The organism is Corallococcus praedator, assembly GCF_003612125.1.
Lineage (GTDB): Bacteria > Myxococcota > Myxococcia > Myxococcales > Myxococcaceae > Corallococcus > Corallococcus praedator.
Window position 1 is genome coordinate 1 of sequence record NZ_RAWI01000128.1, and the last position, 22,703, is coordinate 22,703.

General features: G+C 69.2%; 27 protein-coding genes. 24 read left to right on the forward strand and 3 right to left on the reverse strand.

Annotated features, from left to right (window positions below; translation table 11 throughout):
• Window positions 1-899 (forward strand): EAL domain-containing protein (locus D7Y13_RS18155; RefSeq protein WP_244222353.1); only part of this gene is annotated, 899 nt, incomplete at its 5' end.
• Here the strand turns inward: D7Y13_RS18155 and D7Y13_RS18160 are convergent.
• The 3 genes from D7Y13_RS18160 to D7Y13_RS18170 form a co-directional block, all read right to left on the reverse strand.
• Window positions 889-2,304, reverse strand: a complete 1,416-nt coding sequence (locus tag D7Y13_RS18160) for a hypothetical protein (RefSeq protein WP_120586074.1) — start codon at window positions 2,302-2,304, stop codon at window positions 889-891. The genes D7Y13_RS18155 and D7Y13_RS18160 overlap by 11 nt on opposite strands.
• An 85-nt stretch (window positions 2,305-2,389) precedes the next feature.
• Window positions 2,390-3,721, reverse strand: coding sequence for a flavin monoamine oxidase family protein (locus D7Y13_RS18165; RefSeq protein WP_120586075.1), 1,332 nt, complete (start codon window positions 3,719-3,721; stop codon window positions 2,390-2,392).
• Window positions 3,722-3,810: 89 nt separating this feature from the next.
• A complete protein-coding gene (locus D7Y13_RS18170) occupies window positions 3,811-4,446 on the reverse strand; it encodes a hypothetical protein (RefSeq protein ID WP_120586076.1) in 636 nt (211 codons plus the stop codon).
• 320 nt (window positions 4,447-4,766) lie between these two features.
• Here D7Y13_RS18170 and D7Y13_RS18175 point away from each other — a divergent pair, with 320 nt between their 5' ends.
• The 23 genes from D7Y13_RS18175 (at window position 4,767) to D7Y13_RS18285 (ending at window position 22,440) form a co-directional block, all read left to right on the forward strand.
• Window positions 4,767-4,997: a hypothetical protein gene (locus tag D7Y13_RS18175; protein ID WP_120585038.1), complete on the forward strand. Its 231-nt coding sequence runs from the start codon at window positions 4,767-4,769 to the stop codon at window positions 4,995-4,997.
• A gap of 138 nt (window positions 4,998-5,135) precedes the next feature.
• Complete coding sequence (locus tag D7Y13_RS18180) at window positions 5,136-5,690, forward strand: hypothetical protein (protein ID WP_120535846.1); 555 nt, start codon at window positions 5,136-5,138, stop codon at window positions 5,688-5,690.
• Between the two features lie 98 nt (window positions 5,691-5,788).
• The gene (locus tag D7Y13_RS18185; protein WP_120535847.1) at window positions 5,789-6,223 is read left to right on the forward strand and encodes a tetratricopeptide repeat protein; all 435 of its coding nucleotides are present in this window, start codon (window positions 5,789-5,791) and stop codon (window positions 6,221-6,223) included.
• 25 nt (window positions 6,224-6,248) lie between these two features.
• Window positions 6,249-6,644 carry a hypothetical protein gene (locus D7Y13_RS18190; RefSeq protein WP_120535848.1) on the forward strand — a complete coding sequence of 132 codons (396 nt, stop codon included), beginning with the start codon at window positions 6,249-6,251 and terminating at the stop codon, window positions 6,642-6,644.
• 9 nt (window positions 6,645-6,653) lie between these two features.
• Complete coding sequence (locus D7Y13_RS18195; protein ID WP_120535849.1) at window positions 6,654-7,490, forward strand: sigma-70 family RNA polymerase sigma factor; 837 nt, start codon at window positions 6,654-6,656, stop codon at window positions 7,488-7,490.
• Between the two features lie 40 nt (window positions 7,491-7,530).
• Window positions 7,531-7,923, forward strand: a complete 393-nt coding sequence (locus D7Y13_RS18200) for an EscF/YscF/HrpA family type III secretion system needle major subunit (protein ID WP_120535865.1) — start codon at window positions 7,531-7,533, stop codon at window positions 7,921-7,923.
• Between the two features lie 108 nt (window positions 7,924-8,031).
• Window positions 8,032-8,850, forward strand: a complete 819-nt coding sequence (locus D7Y13_RS18205; RefSeq protein ID WP_120535850.1) for a type III secretion protein — start codon at window positions 8,032-8,034, stop codon at window positions 8,848-8,850.
• 107 nt (window positions 8,851-8,957) lie between these two features.
• Window positions 8,958-11,081, forward strand: coding sequence for a hypothetical protein (locus D7Y13_RS18210; protein WP_120585037.1), 2,124 nt, complete (start codon window positions 8,958-8,960; stop codon window positions 11,079-11,081).
• Between the two features lie 24 nt (window positions 11,082-11,105).
• Window positions 11,106-11,783, forward strand: coding sequence for a FliH/SctL family protein (locus D7Y13_RS18215; protein WP_120535852.1), 678 nt, complete (start codon window positions 11,106-11,108; stop codon window positions 11,781-11,783).
• 16 nt (window positions 11,784-11,799) lie between these two features.
• Window positions 11,800-13,113 carry a type III secretion system ATPase SctN gene (sctN, locus tag D7Y13_RS18220; protein ID WP_120535853.1) on the forward strand — a complete coding sequence of 438 codons (1,314 nt, stop codon included), beginning with the start codon at window positions 11,800-11,802 and terminating at the stop codon, window positions 13,111-13,113.
• A gap of 61 nt (window positions 13,114-13,174) precedes the next feature.
• Window positions 13,175-13,663, forward strand: a complete 489-nt coding sequence (locus D7Y13_RS18225; protein ID WP_120535854.1) for a flagellar assembly protein FliH — start codon at window positions 13,175-13,177, stop codon at window positions 13,661-13,663.
• 34 nt (window positions 13,664-13,697) lie between these two features.
• On the forward strand, window positions 13,698-14,624 hold the full coding sequence (locus D7Y13_RS18230; protein ID WP_120535855.1) for a flagellar hook-length control protein FliK: 927 nt from the start codon (window positions 13,698-13,700) through the stop codon (window positions 14,622-14,624).
• On the forward strand, window positions 14,621-15,991 hold the full coding sequence (gene sctQ, locus D7Y13_RS18235) for a type III secretion system cytoplasmic ring protein SctQ (RefSeq protein WP_120535856.1): 1,371 nt from the start codon (window positions 14,621-14,623) through the stop codon (window positions 15,989-15,991). The genes D7Y13_RS18230 and sctQ overlap by 4 nt, the downstream gene beginning before the upstream one ends.
• Window positions 15,992-16,093: 102 nt before the next feature.
• Entirely contained in the window at window positions 16,094-16,894 is an 801-nt protein-coding gene (locus D7Y13_RS18240; protein WP_199732886.1) for a flagellar biosynthetic protein FliO, read from the forward strand.
• A 10-nt stretch (window positions 16,895-16,904) separates the two neighbouring features.
• A complete protein-coding gene (gene sctR, locus D7Y13_RS18245; protein WP_120535857.1) occupies window positions 16,905-17,735 on the forward strand; it encodes a type III secretion system export apparatus subunit SctR in 831 nt (276 codons plus the stop codon).
• A gap of 16 nt (window positions 17,736-17,751) precedes the next feature.
• Window positions 17,752-18,018, forward strand: coding sequence for a flagellar biosynthesis protein FliQ (gene fliQ, locus D7Y13_RS18250; protein WP_014398418.1), 267 nt, complete (start codon window positions 17,752-17,754; stop codon window positions 18,016-18,018).
• Window positions 18,015-18,833, forward strand: a complete 819-nt coding sequence (locus D7Y13_RS18255) for a flagellar biosynthetic protein FliR (RefSeq protein WP_120535858.1) — start codon at window positions 18,015-18,017, stop codon at window positions 18,831-18,833. Before fliQ ends, D7Y13_RS18255 begins: the two co-directional genes overlap by 4 nt.
• Before the next feature lie 18 nt (window positions 18,834-18,851).
• Window positions 18,852-19,928, forward strand: a complete 1,077-nt coding sequence (gene sctU / locus D7Y13_RS18260) for a type III secretion system export apparatus subunit SctU (RefSeq protein WP_120535859.1) — start codon at window positions 18,852-18,854, stop codon at window positions 19,926-19,928.
• Between the two features lie 9 nt (window positions 19,929-19,937).
• Window positions 19,938-20,213 (forward strand): EscU/YscU/HrcU family type III secretion system export apparatus switch protein, encoded by a 276-nt coding sequence (locus D7Y13_RS18265; protein ID WP_120535860.1) that lies wholly within the window; start codon window positions 19,938-19,940, stop codon window positions 20,211-20,213.
• 51 nt (window positions 20,214-20,264) lie between these two features.
• Window positions 20,265-20,747: a hypothetical protein gene (locus tag D7Y13_RS18270; RefSeq protein WP_120535861.1), complete on the forward strand. Its 483-nt coding sequence runs from the start codon at window positions 20,265-20,267 to the stop codon at window positions 20,745-20,747.
• A 3-nt stretch (window positions 20,748-20,750) separates the two neighbouring features.
• Complete coding sequence (locus tag D7Y13_RS18275; RefSeq protein ID WP_120535862.1) at window positions 20,751-21,227, forward strand: SycD/LcrH family type III secretion system chaperone; 477 nt, start codon at window positions 20,751-20,753, stop codon at window positions 21,225-21,227.
• A 130-nt stretch (window positions 21,228-21,357) separates the two neighbouring features.
• Complete coding sequence (locus D7Y13_RS18280) at window positions 21,358-21,954, forward strand: hypothetical protein (RefSeq protein WP_120535863.1); 597 nt, start codon at window positions 21,358-21,360, stop codon at window positions 21,952-21,954.
• A gap of 114 nt (window positions 21,955-22,068) precedes the next feature.
• Complete coding sequence (locus D7Y13_RS18285) at window positions 22,069-22,440, forward strand: hypothetical protein (protein ID WP_120535864.1); 372 nt, start codon at window positions 22,069-22,071, stop codon at window positions 22,438-22,440.
• Window positions 22,441-22,703: the final 263 nt, after the last annotated feature.

Genomic DNA, 22,703 nt, shown 5'->3' on the forward strand with positions numbered 1-22,703 from the left:
ACCTGGGGCGGCTGTCCGCGCTCTTGCACGACGTGCTGACGGCGGAGGAGGTCCGGGGCACGCGGGCCCTCTTCGTCCCGGGGGACTCGGAGCCGGGGATGGCGGACTACCCGCGCGTGGACTCCCTGCAGCGCTTCACCATGCTCCAGCAGTCGGGGTGGCTGGTGGACATGCTGGCGGAGTCGCGGCTCACCTCGTTCTTCCAGCCCATCGTCCATGCCCAGGACACGTCCCTCATCTTCGCGCACGAAGCGCTGATGCGCGGGCGCGACCGGGATGGCGCGCTGGTGTCACCGGCGCGGATGTTCGACACGGCCCGGGAGGCGGACCTGCTGTTCCAGTTGGACCTGGCCGCGCGGACCACCGCCATCCGCGAGGCGGTGCGGCACCAGCTGCGCACGCACCTGTTCATCAACTTCACGCCCACGGCCATCTATGATCCGGCCTTCTGCCTGCGCTCCACGGTGGCGGCCATCCACGAGGCGGGCATTCCGGCGGAGCACGTCGTCTTCGAGATCATCGAGTCCGACCGGGCCGCGAACGCCGAACACCTGCGCGCCATCGTGGACTTCTACCGGAACGCGGGCTTCAAGGTGGCGTTGGACGACCTGGGCGCGGGCTACTCATCGCTGAACCTCATCCACCAGCTGCGTCCGGAGTACATGAAGCTGGACATGGAGCTGGTGCGGGGCGTCCACGCGGATCCCTACAAGGCGTCCATCGTGCAGAAGCTGCTGGAGATCGCCTCCCAGTTGGGAATCCAGACGGTGGCCGAGGGCATCGAGACGCCCGAGGAACTCTCCTGGGTGCGCCGGCACGGCGTGGACTTCGTGCAGGGCTACCTCATCGCGAAGCCCTCGGGCGTGCCGGCGGTGGTGACCCCGCGCCTCAACGATTGAGCAGGGCGTTGGACGAACCCGGCCGTTCCAGGGTCGTGGCGCGCATCAGGCGCAGCTCTTCACCGGCCGCCTGCAGGGCGATGCGCGCGGCGTAGACGTCCCGGCGCCCGGCGGCGTCCCGGGCCAGGGCAATCTGCGCGCGGGCCCGCTGGGAGTGGACGACGACCATGCCCTGGCCGTCGGACGAAGCGGTCTCCTCCACCACGGAGAAGTCCTGGTCGGCGGTGTTCAGGGCGTTGTCCACGCCGAGCTCCCCCTGTTCCAGCGCCTGATCCGCCGCGAGCATCCACTGGCCCGCGGACTGGATCCGCGCCAGCCGTTGCTGCCGGAAGCGCTCTGCCTCGTAGGCGCGTTGCTCATGCACATCCACCTGGGACTGCACGGACTGGGTGCGCTCGGTGGCCACGGCGTCGCGTTCCTGCACCTCCTGCTCAAGCTCGGTGATGCGCTCACGAAGGCGCGTCACTTCTTCGTTCGCCTGGGCCGCATTCGCCGCGGTGGCGGTCCCGGCCGTCGTGCCCGCAGCGGCTTGTGTCCCCTGGAGCGGAGCCGTCGTGGACGTGCCTGTCGGAGACGTGCCCGTCGGCGACGGGGCAGGAGCGGCCGTGGACGTGCCAGTCGGAGATTGAAGCGGAGCCTCCGTGGAGGTGCCGCCCGCCGGGACCTGCGCGGGCGTTCCCGTCGAGGGAGCGCTGGCAGGCGTGTTCGCCGTCCCAGTGCCCGTCGTTCCGGACGCACCGGATCCACCAGTAGCGGTCTCCGACGTGGCTGGACTCCCGGTCGTCGGCTCCTGCACCGTCACCTGGGACGAATCCAGCGGGATGCCACCCGTCCCACCCACCGGGGCATTGGACGAAGGACCCGGGGACGCCGCCCCCGTGTCCTCGGTGCCGCCGAAGCCAGCCTCGTCGGTGCGGGTCGGGCCGGAAGTCGGAGCCGTACCTGCGGCGCCCGCGCCAGTTTCGGACTGACCCGCGGTGGTTCCCCCGACCGTGGACGAGGTTCCGGTGGCGCCCGCGCCCCCTGTCCCCGACGGCTCCTCCTGGGGCGCGGCCTCCAGGTTGGACGGCGCACTCTCGGGGGGCTGGGTTTCAAAGACCGTGGGAACGGGCGGAGGCACATAGGTTTGTGCCTGCTGCGTGGCGACCTGGCCTGGATTGATGGGCGGGCTGCCATCGGGCAGCAGCGGCGTGAGGGTATAGCCCCCCTGCGTGGGATCCGTCGGTGTCTGGACGTAGCCCTGAGGAGGCCGAGCGCCGTCGGCGTCGTCCGCGGCCTGCTCGTAGGCATCCTGGAGGGCTGCCGCGGCCGGGTCCCTCACGGACGGATCATCAGGAGGCAGGGGCTCCACCTCCTGCGACTGACCCAGGCTCAAACCCGCGACGATGGCGATCCAGAGGTGCATGGCGGAAAGATGTCCACGGGCGAACGCTTCCACATCGCCCCCAGGGCTCCTCCGCTCGCCGGCCCACCAGGAAGGCGCCTCGGGCTCACGCCTTCCCGCGCCGGGCCAGCAGTTCGTCCGCAGCCCGCCGCCCGGTGTCGAGCGCACCATGCACGGTGCCCTCTTCTCCACCGACGTGTGTCGCTTCGCCCGCGAAGAAGAGGGTCCGGCCCACGGGTCGGGCAAGCGCGGCGACCGCCTCCATCGCGCCGGTGGGAATGACGGCATAACCGCCACGCGTGTATGGCTCGCGTTGCCAGTCCTGCACGTGCCACGCCTCCAGTTGTTCGTGCATGCGCCGCAAGGGCTGATGGAACAACTGGGAGAGCCCCTTGAGGGCGCGCTCCAGCACCGCCCGTTCGCTCAGCGTCGACAGCGTCGCGGCAGCGGGCCCGCCACTCCAGCCCACCAGATGTCGGGTGCGCCGGTGGGGCGACAGCGTCCACCACGTCGGGAAGGGGGCCTCAGGGGCGTGGAAGAACCCGTAGCGAGCCGTGTCCGCCTGCTCCCGCCAGAAGGCCGTGCGGAAGCGCAACAGGAGCTTGATCAGGGGGCCCATCTGCAACTGGTTCCAGGCGCGTTCCTGTTCCCTCACGCGGGGCACGAAGCGGACGGCGCCAGGTGCCGGAGGGCGGGCCTGCAACACGCCCATGGGAAGCGTCACCACCGCCTGCCTGCCCTCGAAGGTCCCGAGCGCAACCCCCTGCCGGGTCCGAGCACGCACGCGAACCTGTCCCGGCTTCCAGCGCACCTCCTCGGCCACGGCGTTGAGGAACAGCGTGTCCGGCTTCGCGAACAGCTTCGCGGCCATCGCATGCAGCACGCGGTCGTACCCCTCCAGCACACGGGAGGGCGTCGCACCGCCCGTGCCTTCAACGGACCGCTCCATCCGCGAAATGGCCAGCGTGCTCGCGATGTCCGGATCCGCGGCGTAGAAGCCCGCGACATACGAACGGGCCATCGCGATGACGCGCGGCGGCCACTTCCGGGCACGGGCCTGCTCCGCCATCCAGGCCGTCATCGAACGGTCGGGAGGCTTCACCGCGACAAGGGGCTCCTGGAACGCGAACGCCTCCTGCACATCCGCGTCCTCCAACTGCCCCCGCCACAGCAGCGCGTGCGTATCGTTGCAGGCACTGACGGTCAGCCCCGCCCGCCGGATGCGCCGGAGGAGGGCGGACGGCCTGCCATGGACGAACTCGGCGCCCAGCTCCAGGGGAACGTCGCCCGTCGGATCCCGCACGGTCACCACGCGTCCCCCCACGCGGTCCCGGGCTTCCAGGACGATGACCCGCAGGCCCTCGCGCATCAGCCGCTCCGCCGCGGCCAGCCCCGCGGCGCCGGCCCCCAGGATGAGAACATCGGCCGTGAGGTCCATGCGGCTTTCTCATCCCTTCCACCGTGAAAAGACCCGCGGCCCGCCGTTGGAAGACGGGCCGCGAGCAGGGGAGAAGCATGCGGAGGGAACTAGTAGGTCTTCGGCGAACCGCTGCTGGTGTCATGCGTGCTGGCGCCGGTGTCCGGATTCAGGCTGGAGTCGCTGCCGGAAGCACCCGGATCCATGGTGCGGTCATCCATGCCCGAGCCGCCCTTGCCCTCGTTGATGGACGGGTCCGGCGACATCACGTCGGTGCCCGAGCCGCCCGTGCCCTGGCTCAGCGAGATGCTGGTCGCCATGTTCTTCTCGTCCTTCACCTGGAAGCTGGCGCGGATCTCCTGGCCCTCCTTCAGGCTCTTGGCGTTCTTCAGGCTCGGGTCGGTGAACTGGGTCTTGCTGTCGATGTCCAGCGGCACCACCGCGCCGTTCGCGCTGCTGATGTAGACCTTCTTGCTCTCGCTCTTGACGACCTTGCCCGTCAGCTCGTTCGCGCCGGTCATGCTCGACGCGGCCGCGGATCCGGAGCCGCCCATCGCATCGGTGCTGCCCGTGGAACCCTGCTGGGAGCCCTGCATGGTGCCGCCCGACTCAATCCGCCCCGGACTTCCCTGGGCCGGCGCGGTGGAGGCTGGCGGCTGCGAAGGCTGCACCACGCTGTCCTGGGCCACCGCCACGCCAGAGCCCAACAACGCCACGGACGCGAAAACCCCAATGAGCTTCTTCATGGAATCTCTCCCGGATGATGTGAGTGGGACGGGGCGACGGCCCCCGTTGGGAAAAGCTAGGGGCGGTAGGGGTGGGGGACAGGTCGGGAGGGGAAGACCGGGTGCGTGGCTGTTCGCCCTGCGGCCCACGGGACGAGGTCTGGACGCGACATGCGGCCTGGCTTGCGACGTGTGGGGTGCTTGATGCCGGTAACGGATTCCCTTAGCGTTCCAGGAAAGAGCAGGAGCCGGCCGGATGGTCGGTCTCTCGCCAGGAGATCGTGACCTCGATGCCCCCGCCCGCCAGGACCTCCGCGCCGACCCCTCCCCCGGAGCTGCCCATGCCCTCCTATCCCGCCGTCGAGACCTTCATCGAGAAGGCCTCCGCCGACGACGTCCAGGCGCTCTTCGCGCCCGTGAAGGAGGGCCTCGCCGGCCTCAAGGGGCCGCGCGCGGAAACCGGCAAGAAGGCCCAGGCTGCGATCGCGCGGGCCGAAGAGCTGTTGAGCATGCTCGTGGACGTCCGCGAGAAGCTCGTCGCCGAGTCCAAGCAGCCCAAGGGCCGGAAATAACAGGCGTTTCGGGGGCCTGGACGATTTCTTGTCACCAGCAGGCAACCTGAGGCTGGCATCCCCGATAATCCATTGAAAGAGCCAAGGGATGATCCCAGGCTCACCTTTAATTCGCTGGCAGCAGCGCGGAGGCTGAAAATGGGCGTCAAGATCGACAGCGGCATGATGGGTCCGAACCTGCGTATGAACACCCAGATGACCACGGCTCGGCAGACGCCGAACACGAGCTTTGGCGCGCGTGTCCAGAACGGCCTGAACAACGCCGCGGGCGTCGTGGGCGCGGGCGTGGGCTCCGTGGCCGGCTTCGTGCCGGGCGCGGGCATCGTCTCGGCCGCGGTTTCCTCCGCGCAGACCTTCTCCGGCGCCGCGGGCTCCGGCATGGCGGGCGGCCCCTACGCCGGCGTGATGAACACCGGCTCCGGCGCGGTGCCCACCACGTCCATGCCCGGCACGGGCGCGGGCGTCCCGGGCACGGGCGGCTCCTCCACGCTGGGCACCAGCGTCGGCGGCGCGGGCGGCGTGAGCGACTCGCTCACGAACAACGGCAGCCTGAAGGCCATGATGGACGACAACGTGAAGCTGCTGAACATGCAGTCGGCCATGCAGCACGAGTCGCAGCTCTTCACGGCGGTTTCCAACGTGATGAAGTCGCGGCACGATACGACCAAGAACTCCATCGGCAACATCCGCTAAGCTTCGGGCTTCAGCGGACAAACTGACCGGTGCAAGGAAGGCGGCCCTCGACGGCCGCCTTCCGTGCTTCCGGCCACGGGAAAGGCAGCGCGACGTCCATGGCGGAAACCTCCTCGGAGATTGCCAACAGCCTCGTGCCCCTGGCGCGCCAGCCGGCCATGGTGCTGCTGGAGTCCGGCTATCTGTGGCTCGACATGGGTCACTTCGACAAGGCCCGCGAAGTCTTCGTCGGGGCCGCCGCGCTGATGCCCAAGAGCGAGGTGCCGCAGATTGGCATCGGCGCCGTGGAGTTCGCCCAGGGCCACCATGACAAGGCCCTCCAGGCCTACCGGGTGGCCCAGCGTCTGGCGCCCCTGTCGTCGCTGCCCCGGGCACACGCGGGGGAGGCCCTGTTGTTCATGGGCAAGGTGCCCGAAGCGCTCAAGGAATTGAAGGCCGCCATGGACCTGGAACCGGAAGGCGACGGCGCCAGGCTGGCCCAGGCGCTCATCCAGGCGAAGGAAGCGGGGGCCCTGCCTCCGCCTCGGAAGTAGCAGGTAGGACGAAGGAGGTACGTCGATGGCTGTCGGTGGAGTCGGACGTGGGGGTGGGAAGGGCCGCGCGGGCGGCGTCAAGGGCGCGTCCGGTGCGGCGGGTGCCTCCGGCGCGTCCTTCGGCGGCAAGGTCGACAAGACCGAATCACTCGTCGGGCCTTCAGGTCTGGTAGGCTCCAGCAACGTCCAGGGCCCCCAGGCCGCGGATCCGATCGCGGCGCAAGCGCTCGCCATCGCCCGTCGGTTGAAGAACGGGGGCTTCAAGAGCAAGGAGGAGGCGACGAAGGCGCTCGTCTCCGAGGTGCTCCAGGAGAAGCTGCACATGAAGTCCGATGCCCTCACGGGCCGCATCGCCGGTGCCTTGCAGGATGATCCTCGGTTGAACCAGGTTCTCGAGCGGCTGTGGTCCAAGGCCGAGTGAGCGCGCCGCTTGCCTCTGGGTGAAGACAGGAAGGTCATCCTGGAGAAGTACGGCCCGTACGTGCGGTCGCTCGCGGCCACCGTGCGCAAGCAGTTCAACGCCCAGCTGGAGCTGGACGAACTGCTGGCCTATGGGCAGATCGGCCTCCTCGAGGCCGCGGAACGCTTCGACCCCAAGGTCGGCGCCAACTTCCTTACCTTTGCCCACTACCGCATCAAGGGCGCCATCTTCGATGGCCTCCGCAAGATGGGCGTCCTGAGGGGCGCGGATGCCCGCACCGCCTATCAGGGCGAGCGCGCGACCGCCTATCTTGGAAATCTTGCGGACCGCGAGCAGGGATCAAGCAACCGCGGGTCGTCATTCGACGATGATATTGGAGACATCTCGGATGCCGTGGCGGGACTTGCCGCGGTGTTCGCGGCGGGGGCGGAAGGGGCGGAGGCGGCGGGGTATGTCGACGAATCCCTCCCGGCGGATCAGCGCCTGGAGATGGAGCAGTTGAAGAACCGGGTGCGCTCGGCCATCGAGAAGCTTCCGGAGAAAGAGCGCAAGCTCCTGCAGGGCTACTACTTCCAGGGCAGGACCCTGGAAGAAGCAGGGGCTGAGATTGGGCAGTCGAAGAGCTGGGCGTCGCGGCTTCATGCGCGCGCCATTGACCGGCTCAAGGAACTCTTGAACGAGGAGGAGGAACTCCCTCCCCCCTCGACGGATGCAAGGAGGGTGTCACATGGCGGCTCCGATGAGCGGCATCTCCGCGGGACAGGTAGCGCAGCAAAAGCTGCAGGATCAGGGCGCCCAGCAGACGAACAAGACGGGCGCGTCCAAGTTCGACGGAGTTCTCGCTGACAAGGCCCAGGGCGCCGACAAGGCGGACGCGGCCCAGGGCGTGAACAAGGCCCAGGCCGCCAACAAGGTGGACACCGTTCGCCAGGTCGAGACCGTCAACAAGACGGAAAAGGCCGGCATGAACAAGGTCAGCGGCGCGGCCCAGCAGCCGGCCACCGCCAAGGGCGCCGAGCCCGTGGACGCCAAGGCCGAAACCGCCAAGACGGGCAAGTCGGGCGGCATGGTGTCCGACCTCGTCTCCGGTCTGGAGAAGGGCCAGGTCAGCATGGACAAGCTGATCAAGGAGGCCAGCTCCGGCAAGAACATGTCCAACGCGGAGCTGCTCGGGCTCCAGGCGTCCATGTACAAGTACTCGCAGGAGCTCGACCTGACCTCGAAGGTCGTCGAGAAGGCCACCAGCGGCCTGAAGGACGTCGTCAAGACGCAGGTCTGAGTTTCCACCCGCCGGGCCATGGCGGCATGCGAAGGGCGGTCCCTCCCAGGGTTGGGAGGGGGCGCCCTTCCGCGTTTTGCAAGGGCCCTGTTAAGCTACGTCCCGCCCATGACTCGCCGAACGCCCGCCTTCGCCGCCCCGCTCCTCGCCCTGCTGCTCCTCACCGGCTGCTCCATCGAGCTGCAGCACGAGCTGACGGAGGCGGACGCCAATGAAATCTACGTGCTGCTCAGCAAGAACGGCATCAACGCCAAGAAGGAGAAGGCGGAGGGTGGCAATGAAGTCCGCTTCACCATCGTCGTCCCCAAGGGCGACGCCGCGCAGGCCGCGGAGCTCTTGAAGCGCAACTCGCTGCCGCGTCCGGTGGAGAAGGGCCTGTCCCACTTCGCCAAGGGCAGCATGGTGCCCACCGCCACGGAGGAGCGCGCCATGCTCCTCAAGGCCATGGCCGGTGAGGTCTCCAACGCGCTCAATCAGATCGACGGCGTGCTGGAGGCGCGCGCCATCGTGATGATCCCGGAGAACAACGACCTGTCGCAGCCGGAGAACAAGCCGATGCCGTCGGCCTCCGTGTTCATCAAGTACCGCACGAACGAGCCCGGCAAGCCCCCCATCAGCCCGGACGCGGTGAAGCAGTTCGTCGCCAGCTCCGTGTCGGAGCTCAAGCCGGAGGCCGTCACCGTGCTGATGACGGAGGCCATGGCCCCCACGGCGGAGATGAGCGAGACGAACCGCCTCCAGGACGTGCTCGGCGTGCGCATGACGGCGGCCAGCGCCTCGACGTTCAAGATCATCCTCGGCGGCGCGTTCGCGCTCATCCTGGCGATGATGGGCCTCACCGCGTGGACCTTCATGCGCGGCGGTTCAGGGGGCGGGGCCGCCGCGGCGGCGCGTCCTGCCCGCGCACGGGGTGGTCGTCCGGAGTGACGTCGGTCCTCCGTGGCCCTCCTGGGGCGGGCCACGGGACATGCCCTCCAGGCCGGGGACATGCCTTCTTTCTTCAGCGGGCCACCAGGGGGCCCGCGAGGTGACCGTTGGATTCATTCTTCACCTCGCTCAGCAAGCGCCAGACCATGCTGCTCCTCACCGCGGTCACCTTCGGTGGCCAGGAGAGCATGGCCGCGCTGGAGCACCTTCCCGACGAGGAGAGCGCGCTCCTGCGGCACCGGGCGCAGGAGATCCTCCAGATTCCGCGCGAGAAGCGCCTGCCCGCGGTGGTGCAGGAGCTCAAGCGCCTGATGAAGGACCGGCGCGGTCAGCTCTGGACCGCGGATCCGGAGCGGCTGGCGGCGCTGCTGCAGCGCGAGCGCGGGGCCCTGGTGGAAGTGACGCTGCGCGCGCTGCCCGGCAACATGGCGGACGCGGTGCGCGGTCACCTGCCGCCGTCGCGCGTGAAGCTCACCCGCGAGGTGCGCCCGCAGGTCCTGGACATCATCCGCTGGAAGCTGGAGGAGGCGCTGGCGCGCGAGGTCGCCGGTCAGTCTGCGGGCTTCAAGTTCGCGGACGTGCTCAATCTCCAGACGCGCGAGCTGCTCACGGTCAGTGACCGCCTGGGCGCGCGCGTGCTCGGCCCGGCGCTGGCGGGGCTCCCCGAAGGAGAGCTGACGGGCTTCCTGGAGGCGCTGCCGCCGGACCTGCTCCAACTCGCGAGCAAGTCCGTGGCGGCCAATGCGCCGCGCAAGCTGCCCGAGGAGGACGCGCGCGCGCAGATCACGCTCCATGAAGGCTTCACCCGGCCGGCCGGCGCCATCCGCAGCGCGGGTGTGCAGCGGCTGGCGCGGGCGTGCGTGGCGCAGTCGCCGGAGTTCGCCGCGCGCATGCTGGAGAAGCACCGCGGTGAGTTCGGTCAGCTGGTGGCGAAGTGGGTGCGCGAGGAGCGCTCGCGTCCGACGGCCCGGGGCGATGGCGGACGCACCGACATCGTGATGGACCTGGAGCGCTTGGCCGTGCGCGGCCTCATCGAGCGGCCGGTGCGCTTGACGGCGCCGCCGCGCCCCTCCGCCGTGCTGCCGCCTCCGCCGGGTGCGCGCAAGGCCGCGCCGCCGCCGGAAGGCCGGCCCGCGTCGGGCGCTCCCTCCGCGAGGCAGGCGGCCCCGGCCGCAAGGCCCCCGGCGGGACGCACCACCGCGCCGGATCCGTCGCGGTCGCCCGCGCTGCGGGCCCCCAAGGCCCTGCGGGGTGGTGGCGGAGGCGCGCCCGCGGAGGATGCGGGCGCCAAGCGTGACTTCATGGCCGAGCGTGCGGCCCGCCGCGCGGGGGCCGCGTCCAGCCGTGACGCGGGACCGGGCGCGTCACCGGGAGCGGGGCGTCCACGCCCTCCTCCGGGAGAGGGGCGCGGCCCGCCGGTCCTTCCCGAAGGGGACGCGAACGGTTCCCAGATGCGCCGCATGCCGGTGGAGCGTGAGCGGGGCCCCTCGCCCCGTGCGTCCATGGTCGCGCCGGAAGGGGATGCGAACGGCTCCCAGATGCGCCGGATGCCGGTGGAGCGCGAACGGGGCCCCGTGTCGCGGGTGGCCATGGTCCCCCCGGAAGGCGACGCGAACGGTTCCCAGATGCGCCGGATGCCGGTGGAGCGTGAACGGCCCCGCGCGTCCACCGTGGCGCCGGAAGGGGACGCGAACGGCTCCCAGATGCGCCGGATGCCGGTGGAGCGTGAGCGGGGGGCGGCGCCCCGGACGTCGACCGGGGGTGTTTCCGGCCGCCGCGAACCGGAAGGCAGCCGGCCCACGCGCCCCGGGCAGATCGATCCGGAAGGGGCCCGCATCGGCCCGCCACCCGCCAGGTTGGGCATGCGGGGCGAGTCCCGCCCGGCGCCCTCCGACGAACCCCAGGGCCGTCCTGCCCGGGCGGAGCGCCCTTCGCGGCCGTCTTCCGAGGAGGCTCCCCGCGAGCCTCGCCGTCCGGACCCCTCCGAGGGGGCCCGGGTGCTGGGCTCGCGCACCGGAAGCCGCTCCGCGGCGCGTCCCGAACCCGGAGGCGAACCGGAGCGTCCCCCGCGCGTGCTCGCGGGCCGTGCTGCCCCGGCCGCTGGCCAGGCGTCCCAGCGCTCCACCTCCGAGGGCACGCAGGTGGGCCGCAGACGCCCCCCGCCCAACCGGGAGGCCCCGGAAGAGCCGGGAGGGTCTGGAGGGCGTGGACCGCGCGGCGGAACGCGCTAGCATCCGGTCCGCAAGGAGCAGCCCATGGCGATCGGCAAGGTAATCAAGGGGGATGGGGTGTCGGAGTCGGTGGTCGTCGCCGCGTCCGAACGACCGGTGCTGCGACCCCCGCGCGCGGGCGTGATGAACGCCGAGGTCTTCGAGGCGCGTCAGGGCGCCCAGGGCATCATCGAGGAGGCCCACCGCGAGAAGGAGCGCATCCTCGCGGAGGCGCAGCGTGAGAAGGAGGAGCTGTTCGCCCGGGCGAAGGATGCGGGGCGGCAGGAAGGCCTGGCGCAGGCGACGGAGATCGTCCTTCGCGCGAAGATCCAGGCCGGGGAGCTGATGACCTCCCACGAGCAGGACATCATCGGGCTGGCGCTGAAGATGGCGGAGAAGATTTTGGGGCGCGACCTGGAGCGCGAGCCGGAGCTGATGGTGGACCTGTGCGCCGCGGCCATCGACAACCTGCGCAACGCGCGCGCCATGGTGCTGCGGGTGCACCCGAAGACGGCCGCGGTGCTGCGCGCCAAGCGCCCCGTGCTGATGGAGCTCATCGGCCGCACGGTGGACCTGGCCATCAAGGAGGACCTGGAGGTCGCTCCGGTGGGCTGCATCGTGCAGACGGAGTTCGGCACGGTGGACGCGCAGCTGCCCACGCAGTTGGAGATGCTCCAGAACCTCCTGTTGCCAGACCCCGCGCGCAAGAGCGGTCCGGCCTGAGCCGGAGGAAGCAGCCATGGCCATCGACCTCTCGCGCTACTACGACCTCATCAAGGAGGCGTCCCTCGTCCGGGTGCGCGGCCGCGTCACCGAACTGACCGGCCTCGTCATCAAGGCGAGCGTGCCCAACGTCCGCATCGGCGAGGTGGTGCTCGTCAAGAGCCGCACCCGTGGCGCCATGAAGTCGGAGGTCGTGGGCTTCGTGGGCGACGAGGTGATGCTCATGCCCCTGGGCGAGCTGTACGGCATCGGTCCGGACAGCGAGTGCATCCCCACCGGTAAGCCCCTGACCATCAAGTGCGGGGACGCGCTCCTGGGCCGCGTGCTCAACGGCATCGGCGAACCCATGGACGGCCGCCCCCTGGAGGGCGACGGGCTCATCGACTGGTCCGTGGACCGCGACTGTCCGGATCCGTTCACCCGCCAGCGCATCGAACGGCCGCTGCCCCTGGGCGTCCGCTGCATCGACGGGCTGCTCACCGTGGGCGAGGGCCAGCGCGTGGGCCTCTTCGCCGGCTCCGGCGTCGGCAAGTCCACGCTGATGGGCCAGATTGCCCGCAACACCCAGGCGGACCTGAGCGTCGTGGCGCTCATCGGCGAGCGTGGTCGTGAGGTGCGCGAGTTCATCGAGGACGCGATGGGCGAGGAGGGCATGAAGCGCGCCGTGCTGGTGTGCGCCACGTCCGACCAGCCCAGCCTCGTGCGTCTGCGCGCCGCCTACGTCGCCACGGCCATCGCGGAGTACTTCCGCGAGCGCGGCGGCAACGTGCTGTTCATGCTCGACACGGTGACGCGTCTTGCGCGTGCCCAGCGCGACATCGGCCTCGCGATTGGCGAACCCCCCGCGCGCCAGGGCTATCCGCCCAGCGTCTTCTCCATGCTGCCGCGCATCCTGGAGCGCACGGGCAACTCGGAGAAGGGCAAGTGCACCGCCATCTACACCTGCCTCGTGGCCGGCGGTGACATGGAGGAGCCCATCGCCGACGAAGTCCGAGGTATTCTCGACGGCCACTTCATCCTCAACCGTGCCCTGGGCGAGCGAAACCAGTGGCCCGCCATGGACGTGCTCGCGAGCCTGAGCCGTGTGATGAGCGGCATCGTCTCCAAGGAGCACAAGAAGGCCGCCGGCAAGCTGCGCGAGACGCTCTCCACCTACGAGAAGCAGCGCGACCTCATCCTCCTGGGCGCCTACCAGGCGGGGGCCGACGCGCGCACCGACTACGCCATCGAGAAGTACGACGCCATCATCGACTTCCTCAAGCAGGACACCCACTCCAACTCCCCCTTCGAGGAGACGGTGGAGCAGCTCATCGCCCTCTTCGAGGACTGACGGCCCCCGTCCCCGGAGGTGGGGGCACGGGCGGGGCGTTTCCGGTTAGGATGCCCCCACCATGCCCCCGTACCGGTTGCAGGTGTTGCTGGACATGCGTGAGAAGGCGAAGGAGGAGGCCGAGCAGGCCTTCTCCGCCGCCATCAAGGCGCTGGAGAAGGAAAAGCAGGTTCAGGCCCAGTTGGAGGCCGAACTGGAGCGCCGCAAGAAGGAGCGCAAGGCCAAGGTGGCCGAGTACTTCCAGCAGATGATGGCCAAGGGCGCCGGCATCAACGGCATGAACATGATGGGCCGCTTCGAGGAGCGCCTGAAGGACGAAGAGGCCCAGGTCGCCCTCCAGATCGAACACCAGAAGGAGGTCGTCAAGGCGGCCGCCCGCCTGGTCGAGCAGCGGCGCATGCTGATGGCCGAGGCCGCCAAGGAGCTGAAGGCCATCGAGAAGAACAAGGAAACCTTCGTCAAGCAGGTGCGCCAGGAGCGCCAGCAGCGCGAGGAGCTGAACCAGGAGGAGATTGGCAACGCCTTGTTCCTGGCCCGCCAGCGCAAGTAACCTCCCGCCGCCCCCGAAGTCAGGAGAGGACGCCATGAGCCGAGTTGACGACGATCGCGATGCCGCGCGCATGGCGGAGCGGATGATCCAGGAGCGCCGGCTTGCCGAAGCCAAGGGCAAGAAGCGCCTGGAGGGTGAGTCCCTCTTCTCCAAGCTGGTCCAGCAGGGCCAGGCGGAGAAGGGCCAGCAGGAGAAGGGCAACCCGAAGGCCGCGACGGACGCGAAGTCCCCCCAGAGCCTGGCCAAGGCGGTGCTCGCGCGCGCCACCCAGGGCCAGGGCAAGACCTTCGACGAGAAGCTGGCCCAGAAGGAGACCGGCTCGGCGAAGCCCGGGGAGTCCGCCCAGGGCGCCCAGCAGTCCCAGCGCCAGGGGGAGACGCAGTCGCTGACCCAGCGCTCGGAGACGCGCAAGTCGGAGGTCAAGGAGGACAAGCGCTCCAACGACGTGCGCGACGGCGACCTGACCAAGGCCGGAGGCGAGTCCAGCCGCCTGAGCGCCGAGAAGGGCGAGATGAAGGTCGACGTCAACGCCGGCGGCGGCAAGGGCGCGGGTGGTGGCGGCGGCAAGGAGAAGGACGAGAAGGGCGGGCAGATGGCCGCCGCGGGCTTCCGCTTCAACCCCGCGCTGATGGCGCCCGTCCCGGTGGCGAAGCCCAAGGACATGGCCGGCTCGGAGCGCCTGCGCCAGATGGCCAGTGAGATCGCCCAGAAGATCGTGGAGCGCGTGCGCGTGGGCACCAACGCCCTGGGCAACGCGGAGTTCCAGATCGACCTGCGCGGGGACGTGCTCAACGGCCTGTCCATCAAGGTCAGCGCGAGGAACGGGAAGATCTCCGCCACCTTCAGCGGCAGCGACCGCGACACGCTGAAGCTGCTGGAAGAGCACAGCGAGGGCCTGCGCAGTGCCCTGGGAGGTCGCGGGCTGGCGCTTGAGCAGCTGCGGTTCGAGGCGAAGACATGAGTCTGGAGCCGGACGACGAACCCGGAATCTACGAGCGCACCATGTTGGTCGACACCCGGAAGCTGGGTCCCCCCGCGAAGCCCGCCTCGGCACCGGCACCGCAGCAGCCGGTGTTGCCCTGGCGGCCCTTCGTCTTCACGCACCTGGAGAAGGTGTCGCGCGCGCAGGGCCTGCTGGCGGAGCGGCTGCGCTGGCTGACGCCGAACCCGGGCACGCTGGAGACCCTCTGCGCGCGGCTCAAGGCCCTCTTCGACGTGGACGTGCGCCTGACGGTGGAGTCCGCCCAGGCTCGCCCCATGACGGAGCTGCGCCGCTTCCTGGGCGACCCGTCCTTCCTGGCGGTGCTCGCGCCCGGGGCGCTCGCGGGGCGGGGCGTGCTGGAGATCGAGCTGTCCCTGGCGCACTCGGCGGTGGACCTGCTGCTGGGCGGCGCCGGTGAGACGGTGGGCCTGCGGCCGCTGACGGACATCGAGGAGGGCGTGATGGGCTACGTCGTCCTGGAGGCCCTGAAGGAGCTGGCGCCCGGGCTGCAAGAGGGGGTTCCCCGGCCGAGGCTGGACGGCGTGGCCCGGGGCGTGGATGAGATCTCCGCGCGGCTGGGCGAGGACGGCCCGATGCTGGCGGTGCACCTGAACGCGGTGGTGGGGCCGCACCGCGGCATCGTGCGGCTGGTGATTCCGTCGGCGGTGCTGGAAGCGGCCGAGCCGGCGGTGGAGAGCGCCCAGCGCCGCGAGCAGCGCCGCGCGAACATGAAGGCGCACGGGCGGCGGCTGTCCACGCTGCGCGACTGGCTGCGCGCGGAGATTGGCGTGGCGGAGCTGTCCGCCCAGGACCTGGCCTCCCTGCGGGTGAAGGACGTGCTGCTGCTGGACGCGCTGTCGGCGCGGCCGGACCGGGGCGAGGCTGGCACGGCGCAGCTGCGGCTGGGCCTGGGACGCACCGGTCACCTCGCGGCGGACGTGTTCGTCGAGAACGGCCGCTACCGTGCGCGCATCACGGAGGTCGTCCCCGGCGAGACGGGCCACTCCCAGGCGGAGCCCGGGGCCGGCGGAAGTGAGAACGAGGACTTCACCAACCCGGAGCTGGACGTACCTCCGGAACTGGAAGGGGCGGCTTTGGACGACGCGAACAACCGGGATGGAAGCGATCTGCTCAGCGACCTGCCCCTGCAGGTGGCGGTGGAGCTGGCGCGCGTGGCCATCACGGCGGAGCAGGTGGTGGGGTTGCGCACAGGGCAGGTCCTCGACCTGCGCCGTGGGCCGGGTGAGCCGGTGGACCTGTCGGTCAACGGCAAGGTGGTGGCCCGGGGCGAGCTCGTCGAGATGGACGGACAGCTCGGCGTGCGCATCATCACCCTGGCGGGATGAGCCTTCCTGCCTCGTGCACCCCAGGGCAGGCGGGCAGGGGACCCGCGTCACGCTGGGGGCCGTGGCGGTCCTGACTCGGGTGCACTAGGCTCGCGCCCATCCATGGCAGTCCTCCGTCTCTCCTCCTCGCGCGGTTTGCTCGGCGCCGCGTTGCTCTTCGCGTCGTCGGCCGTCCTGGCGCAGGCGCCCGTGGCGCCGCAACCGACTCCCGCCGCGCCTCCGGCGAAGGCCGACGCCGCCGTTGCGCCGACCGCGCCGAAGGCCACCGCTACGCCCGTGCCGGCGGCGCCTCCCTCGAAGGCCGCCGCGGTCGTCCCACTGACGCCGTCAGCGCCGAAGGCCACCGTCGCGCCGCAAGCGGACGCCGACGCACCGGCCGCTGCCGCATCGCCTGCGCCCGCCGTCGCGGCCCAGCCCGCCGCGCAGGCCGTGGAGCCCGACGCCGCGAATCCGGCGGACCGGGCGTCGCGCCACGCGGATGAGCTGGACAAGGAACTGGGGATCGCCGCTCCGGAGGAGCAGGAGAGCCTGGGCTGGGTGGTGGTGCGCACGGTGGCGCTCCTGGGCGCGGTGCTCGCGTCCATCTACCTGACGCTCAACGTGGGCCTGCGCCGGCTGATGGGGTTGCAGGGCGTGCCCGTGGGCAAGGCGTCGGTCGTGTCGGTGATGGAGCGCATCCCGTTGGATCAACGGCGCACGCTCTTCGTCCTGAAGGCCGCGGACGAGTACCTGTTGGTGGGTGGCGGCGAGGGTGGCGTGCAACTTGTGTCGAAGCTGGACCGGGACGCCGTGGAGCGCATCCGCGCCGCGCGGCCTCCGTCGTCCCCGGTGTCCCTGAGTCCTTTCCTCCAGAAGCTCCTCTCCCGCCGGACCGGTGGCCCCACGCCGCCGCCGGGCGTCTGAAGGCCGTCACGTGAACCGTTCGTCTCCCGCCCGCTCGCCCCTGTTCCGCGCTCCACCCTGGCTCTTCGCGGCCCTCGTATCGCTGCACCCGTTCGTCGCGTCCGCTGCGAAGAAGGGGGGCGCGGACACCTCCATGCCGGACTCCCTGGTGAAGGAGGCGGTGAACTCCGACTCGTTCACCTCCCGGCCCCTCATCCTCATCCTCGCGCTCGCGGCCATGTCGCTGCTGCCGTTCGCGCTGATGATGGTGACGAGCTTCGTGAAGATCTCCGTGGTGCTCTCCATCGTCCGCTCGGCGCTGGGCACCCAGCAGATTCCCCCCACCCAGGTCATCACCGGCCTGGCCATCATCCTCACCGTCTACATCATGGCCCCCATCGGCCAGGAGATGTACCGGGCGGGCGGGGTGGACATCTGGTCCCGGGGCACGGCGGTCTTCTCCTCGGAAACGGTGGGCACGCTGCTGGGCGCCGCGGACAAGTCCAAGGAGCCCTTGCGTGACTTCCTGATGAAGAAGGTCACCAACAAGGACCGCACGCTCTTCTACAGCCTGGCGAAGAAGATGCGGAAGGAAGAGGACCGCAAGGACATCGGGCCCAATGACTTCATGGTCATCGTCCCGGCCTTCGTCGTGTCCGAACTGAAGGAGGCCTTCCAGATCGGCTTCCTGCTCTTCGTGCCGTTCATCGTCATCGACATGGTGGTCGCCAACATCCTCCTGGCGCTGGGCATGCACATGCTGTCGCCCACGACCATCTCCATGCCCTTCAAGCTGCTGCTGTTCGTGCTCGTGGACGGCTGGTACCTCATCGCCAAGGGCCTGGTCATCGGCTACCTGTAAGGAGCACCGCACTCCCATGAATCAGCTCACGTTCATCACCCAGGAGGCGCTGTTCCTGGTGCTCGTGGTCTCCGCGCCGCCGGTGCTCATGAGCCTCCTGGTGGGCTTCCTCATCTCGCTGTTCCAGGCCACCACGCAGATTCAAGAGCAGACGCTCACGTTCGCGCCCAAGGTCGTCCTCGTCTTCGGCGTGCTGGCCATGACGGGTCCGTGGATTGGCGGCCAACTGCTGCGCTTCACCTTCCACGTCTTCGACCGCTTTCCGGCGCTCATCGGCAGATGAACATCGGCGAAGTCATGGCCGAGCTGGGCACTCGGATCAACCTGTCGGTCACCATCTTCACGGTGGCCCTCATCATGTGCAGGGTGATGCCCATCCTCATCTTCAGCCCGTTCCTGGGCGGTGAGGTCGTGCCCGCGGAGATGAAGCTGGGCCTGGGCCTGCTCATCTCCATCGTGCTGTTCCCGTCCGTCTCCGACCGGCTGGACAAGATTCCCATCAGCGCGCTCCCGTACATCGCGCTCTTGTGCAAGGAGATCTTCATCGGCTTGTGTCTGTCGTACATCGTCAACACGGTCTTCGACGCGGCCCGCGTGGCCGGCACGCTGATGGACACCATGTCGGGCAGCAACAATGCCCAGCTCTTCGTGCCGCAGCTGGGCACCCAGGTGTCGCTCTTCTCCAGCCTCAAGGTGCAGCTGACCGTGGTGCTGTTCCTGTCGCTGGACGGGCACCACATCATCATCCGCGCGCTCGCGGACAGCCTCCAGGTCGTCCCGCTGGAGGGCTTCCCGCGCTTCAGCCACGGCGTGTGGCCCTTCTTCGACCTGATGATCCGCGCCTTCGCGAACCTGCTCACGGTGAGCCTGGCGCTGGCCGGCCCCGGCATGGTGGCGGCGTTCTGCACCGACCTGGCCCTGGGCGCCATCAACCGCGTCGCGCCGCAGGTCCAGGTGTTCTTCATCGCCATGTCCCTCAAGCCGCTGATGGGCGTGTTGATCATGTTCATCGCGATGCACGTCATCGTCGGACGCATGCAACTGGAGCTGGGCAACATGCTCCGCATGGTCCAGCGCGCCATCCAGCTTCTGGCCTAGGCGCCCCGGGATTCCTCCATGTCGGAAGAGAGTGGCGACAAAACAGAGGAGCCGTCGCAGAAGAAGCTCGACGACTCCCGCAAGAAGGGCCAGGTCTGGAAGAGCAAGGACCTGACGGCCGTGGCCGTGCTCGCCGCGGGCATGGGCATCGCCCGGGCCACGTGGGGCACGGTGGAGGAGGAGGTCGCCGTCCTCTTCCGCTTCAGCTTCGATCAGATCGCCCACTCGAAGGACCTGGGGCTCGCGACCACCCAGCTGCTCTACATGGGGCTGCGGACGATGCTGCTCCTCACGGTCCCGGTGGCGGCGGGCGCGGCGGTGTTCGGCGGGTTGATGGACTTCCTGCAGGTGGGGTCCCTCTTCACGATGGACCCGCTGATGCCCAAGATGGACAAGCTCAACCCCATCGCCGGGTTGAAGAACATGTTCACGAAGAAGACCTTCGTGGAACTGCTCAAGAACCTCGTGAAGCTGTCGGTCGCCGCCTATGTCGTCTACGGCGTGGTGCGCGACTCCATGCCCCTCGTGATTGAAACCGTGCGGCAGGACACCGACGGCATCATGGTCATCCTGGGGGAGATCATCTACCGCGTGAGCGTGCGCATCCTCATGCTCTTCGTCATCTTCGGCATCTTCGACGTGTGGTGGCAGCGCAAGTCGTACATGAAGGACATGATGATGACGAAGGACGAGGTCAAGAAGGAGTACAAGCAGAGCGAAGGCGACCCGCACCACAAGGCCAAGCGCAAGGAGCTCCACCAGGAGATCATGGAGGGGGCCCAGATGGAGGCGGTGAAGGACGCCAGCGTCATCGTCACCAACCCGGACCACGTCGCGGTGGCGCTCATCTACGACCAGGGCAAGGACGGGGCGCCCCGGGTGCTCATCAAGGGAATGGACGCCAAGGCGGAGCGCATCAAGGCGCTGGCGCGCGCCTCGGACGTGCCGCTCTTGCGCAACGTCCCGCTGGCCCACGCGCTGCTGCGCGTGGAGGTGGGCGAGGAAGTGCCGGAGGAGCTCTACGACGCGGTCGCGGAGGTCCTGAACTTCGTCTACGGGTTGAAACAGGAAGCGGCGCCCACGGCGCGCGCTTGAGGAGGGCCCATGGCCAGTGACGAAGAGGCGGACATCGCCATCGCCATCAAGTACGACAAGCAGGCGGACGGCGCGCCTCGCGTGGTGGCCAAGGGGATGCGCCTCAAGGCGGAGAAGATCAAGGAGATCGCCAAGCAGTACGGCATCCCCGTGATGCGCAACGTCTCCCTGGCGCACGCCCTGTACCGGGTGGACGTGGGGCAGGAGGTTCCGGAGGAGCTCTACGACGCGGTCGCGGAGGTGTTGAACTTCATCTACACCCTGCAGCGGGAGCAGGCGGGCTGACGTCAGGGGGGCTGGACGCGGCCCCCTCACCTGGGTTGAAGTCGGGCCACCATGGCCAGAATCAACAATCCTCCCCCCAGTACAGCCCTTTGGCCCTGGGGTGGTCCCCGCAGCGTCCGCGAGCGGCTGGTGGACCCCGCCCAGCTCGAGCGCGCGAAGAAGCTGCGCAAGGCAGGCAACCCGAAGAACCCGGCGCTGGCCTCGGCGGCGCTCCTGGACTCCATCGGTCCGGCGCACTCGTCGGAGGAGCTCCGGCTGCCGCTGCCGCCGCACCCGGGCGGGCATGACGCGGACCTGGAGGGCTTCAGCGACCGCCCCTACCTGGCCAGTGTCGCCGGCCGCGGGGGCGACGGACAGCAACGGATGCTGGAGCGCGGCCTGTCGCGGGTGAACGCGCCGCCGGAGCGCCTGGAGCGCCTCAAGGCCCTGCTGCAGCGTGAGTCCGCGATGCTGGGCCTGGTGGATCAGGTGAGCGCGGAGTCCCAGGAGATCCTCCGCCGCATGTGGGAAGAGCAGAAGGACGAGGGCTACTGATCCATGGCGTCGCTGGACCCCGAGGATCCGCAGGACGAGGCGAAGCTCACCGCGCTCCTTCAGCGCTGGGCGGAAGGCAAGGCCACGCTCCGCGAGGTGCGCGGCTACTCGAACGATGAGCTGTACGCCATCGCCAAGACGGCCTACTTCTTCTTCTACCAGGGCCGGGTGGCCGAGGCGCGCACGCTCTTCCAGGGCCTGTACGCGGTGAACCCCACGGACGTGTACTTCGCCAAGGCGCTGGGCGTGGTGGAGATGGCGGCCGGCAACGGGCAGGGCGCGCTCGCGGCCTTCGACGTGGCGGCGAAGCTGGCGCCGCAGGATCCGTCCGTCTACGTGGGCCGCGCGGAGGTGAAGCTGGCCATGGGCCAGAAGCCCCAGGCGCTGGAGGATCTTCGCCGCGCTGCGGCGATGACGCCCGTGGATGATCCGGTGGTGCGCAAGGCCGGCGCCATGGTCACCGCCCTCACGCGGCGCTGAAATCCGGCCGCGCAACCCTGGGGGATTCCAGGGTTCGGAGAGCTTCAGGAGTTTCTAGACACCCTGGATCTTCTGCTAGGGTGAATGTGTCAGTCATCCTTGAATCCCCCCTTCACCCGAGGACAGTTCCATGTCGAATCCGAATCCTGATCCGCGAGTCCCCGCTGAGATGCCGCCTGCCGCGCCGGAAGAGCTGACCAAGAAGCGCGAGGGCATCATCTCCGGGCTGGATGCCGCCTCGAAGGGCGCGACCGGGACGCTTCAGCAGGTGCTGCGCAAGATGTCCGAGCTGCTCGTCAACACCAAGGACGGCGCTCACATGAACATGGCGCTGTACCAGGACGTGAAGGACGCCTTCAACCGGCACCTGGGTGAGGCGGGCAAGAACCCGGCCCTGGCCACCATGCCCCCCGTCCTCATCGAGGCGGTGGAGTGGATGCAGAACTACCTGACCTCGCGCGGCTTCGAGCCCTCCGCCGCGGCTCCCGCCGCCGCCGCCGCTCCCGCCCAGGTCGCGAAGCCCGCGGCCGCCGCCGGTCAGGCGGGGCCGAAGGACGCCTTCGTGAGCGACAGCGCGGCCAAGAAGCGCGCCGCGATCACGGGTGACGTGCCTCCTCCTCCCTCCATCGCGAACGCCCCGCCGCCGAGCACGCAGGAAGTGCAGAAGGACCTGGAGTCGTTCAAGGCGTGGATGAAGAACCCCGCCCTGGGCAAGCTCAAGGGCTAGCCGTCCGCGGGAGGGGGGCGCTCTTCGTGAGGAGATCGCCCACCTGCCACGCAACTCCCAATCTCCGGCGCGGATAATCCCCTCAAGATTCAACTTCCTTCCAGGAGTTCCCCCATGGCTGGTGGAGTGAGCGGTGTTGGCGCGAGCAACGCGCAGTACAAGACGTCGAACACCTCCGAGGCGGAGAAGACGAAGGTCGTCTCGGACGTCATCAACTCGGCCGTCGCCGGGATGAACGAGTCGAAGGGCAGCCTCAGCTTCCTGGGCGAGGGCCGCATCGACAAGGTGAAGGGCAAGATCCAGGATGACATGAACAAGTTCATCCAGGCGAACCCCAACGCGACGCCCGCGGAGATCGAGGCGGAGGCGAAGAAGTCGGCCTCGAAGAACGAGTCCGTTGCCACCTTCGACAAGATGCGCGACGACAACTTCTTCAAGAAGCTCATGTCCCGCCGCAAGGAGCTCATCGGCGACATGTGGGGCTGAGTCGTCCCCACGCTTGCTGAAGTCCCGCTGCCGCCCGTCCCACCTTCCGAGGTGGGGGGCGGCAGTTGCTTTTTGCGGGCAAGCGCCCAGGCAGCTCGGGTGCCTGGGTCAGAAGGGTCGCTACCTTGCTGTTTCTTCCGATAGAACCTGTCTGGGGACGGATGGACCCGGGCAGGCCGGAGCCCGGACGGAGTCAGAACCCGAGGAGGACGCGGATGCGCTGGACGAACAAGGCGGTGGCTTGGGGGCTGGTGGGATTGCTG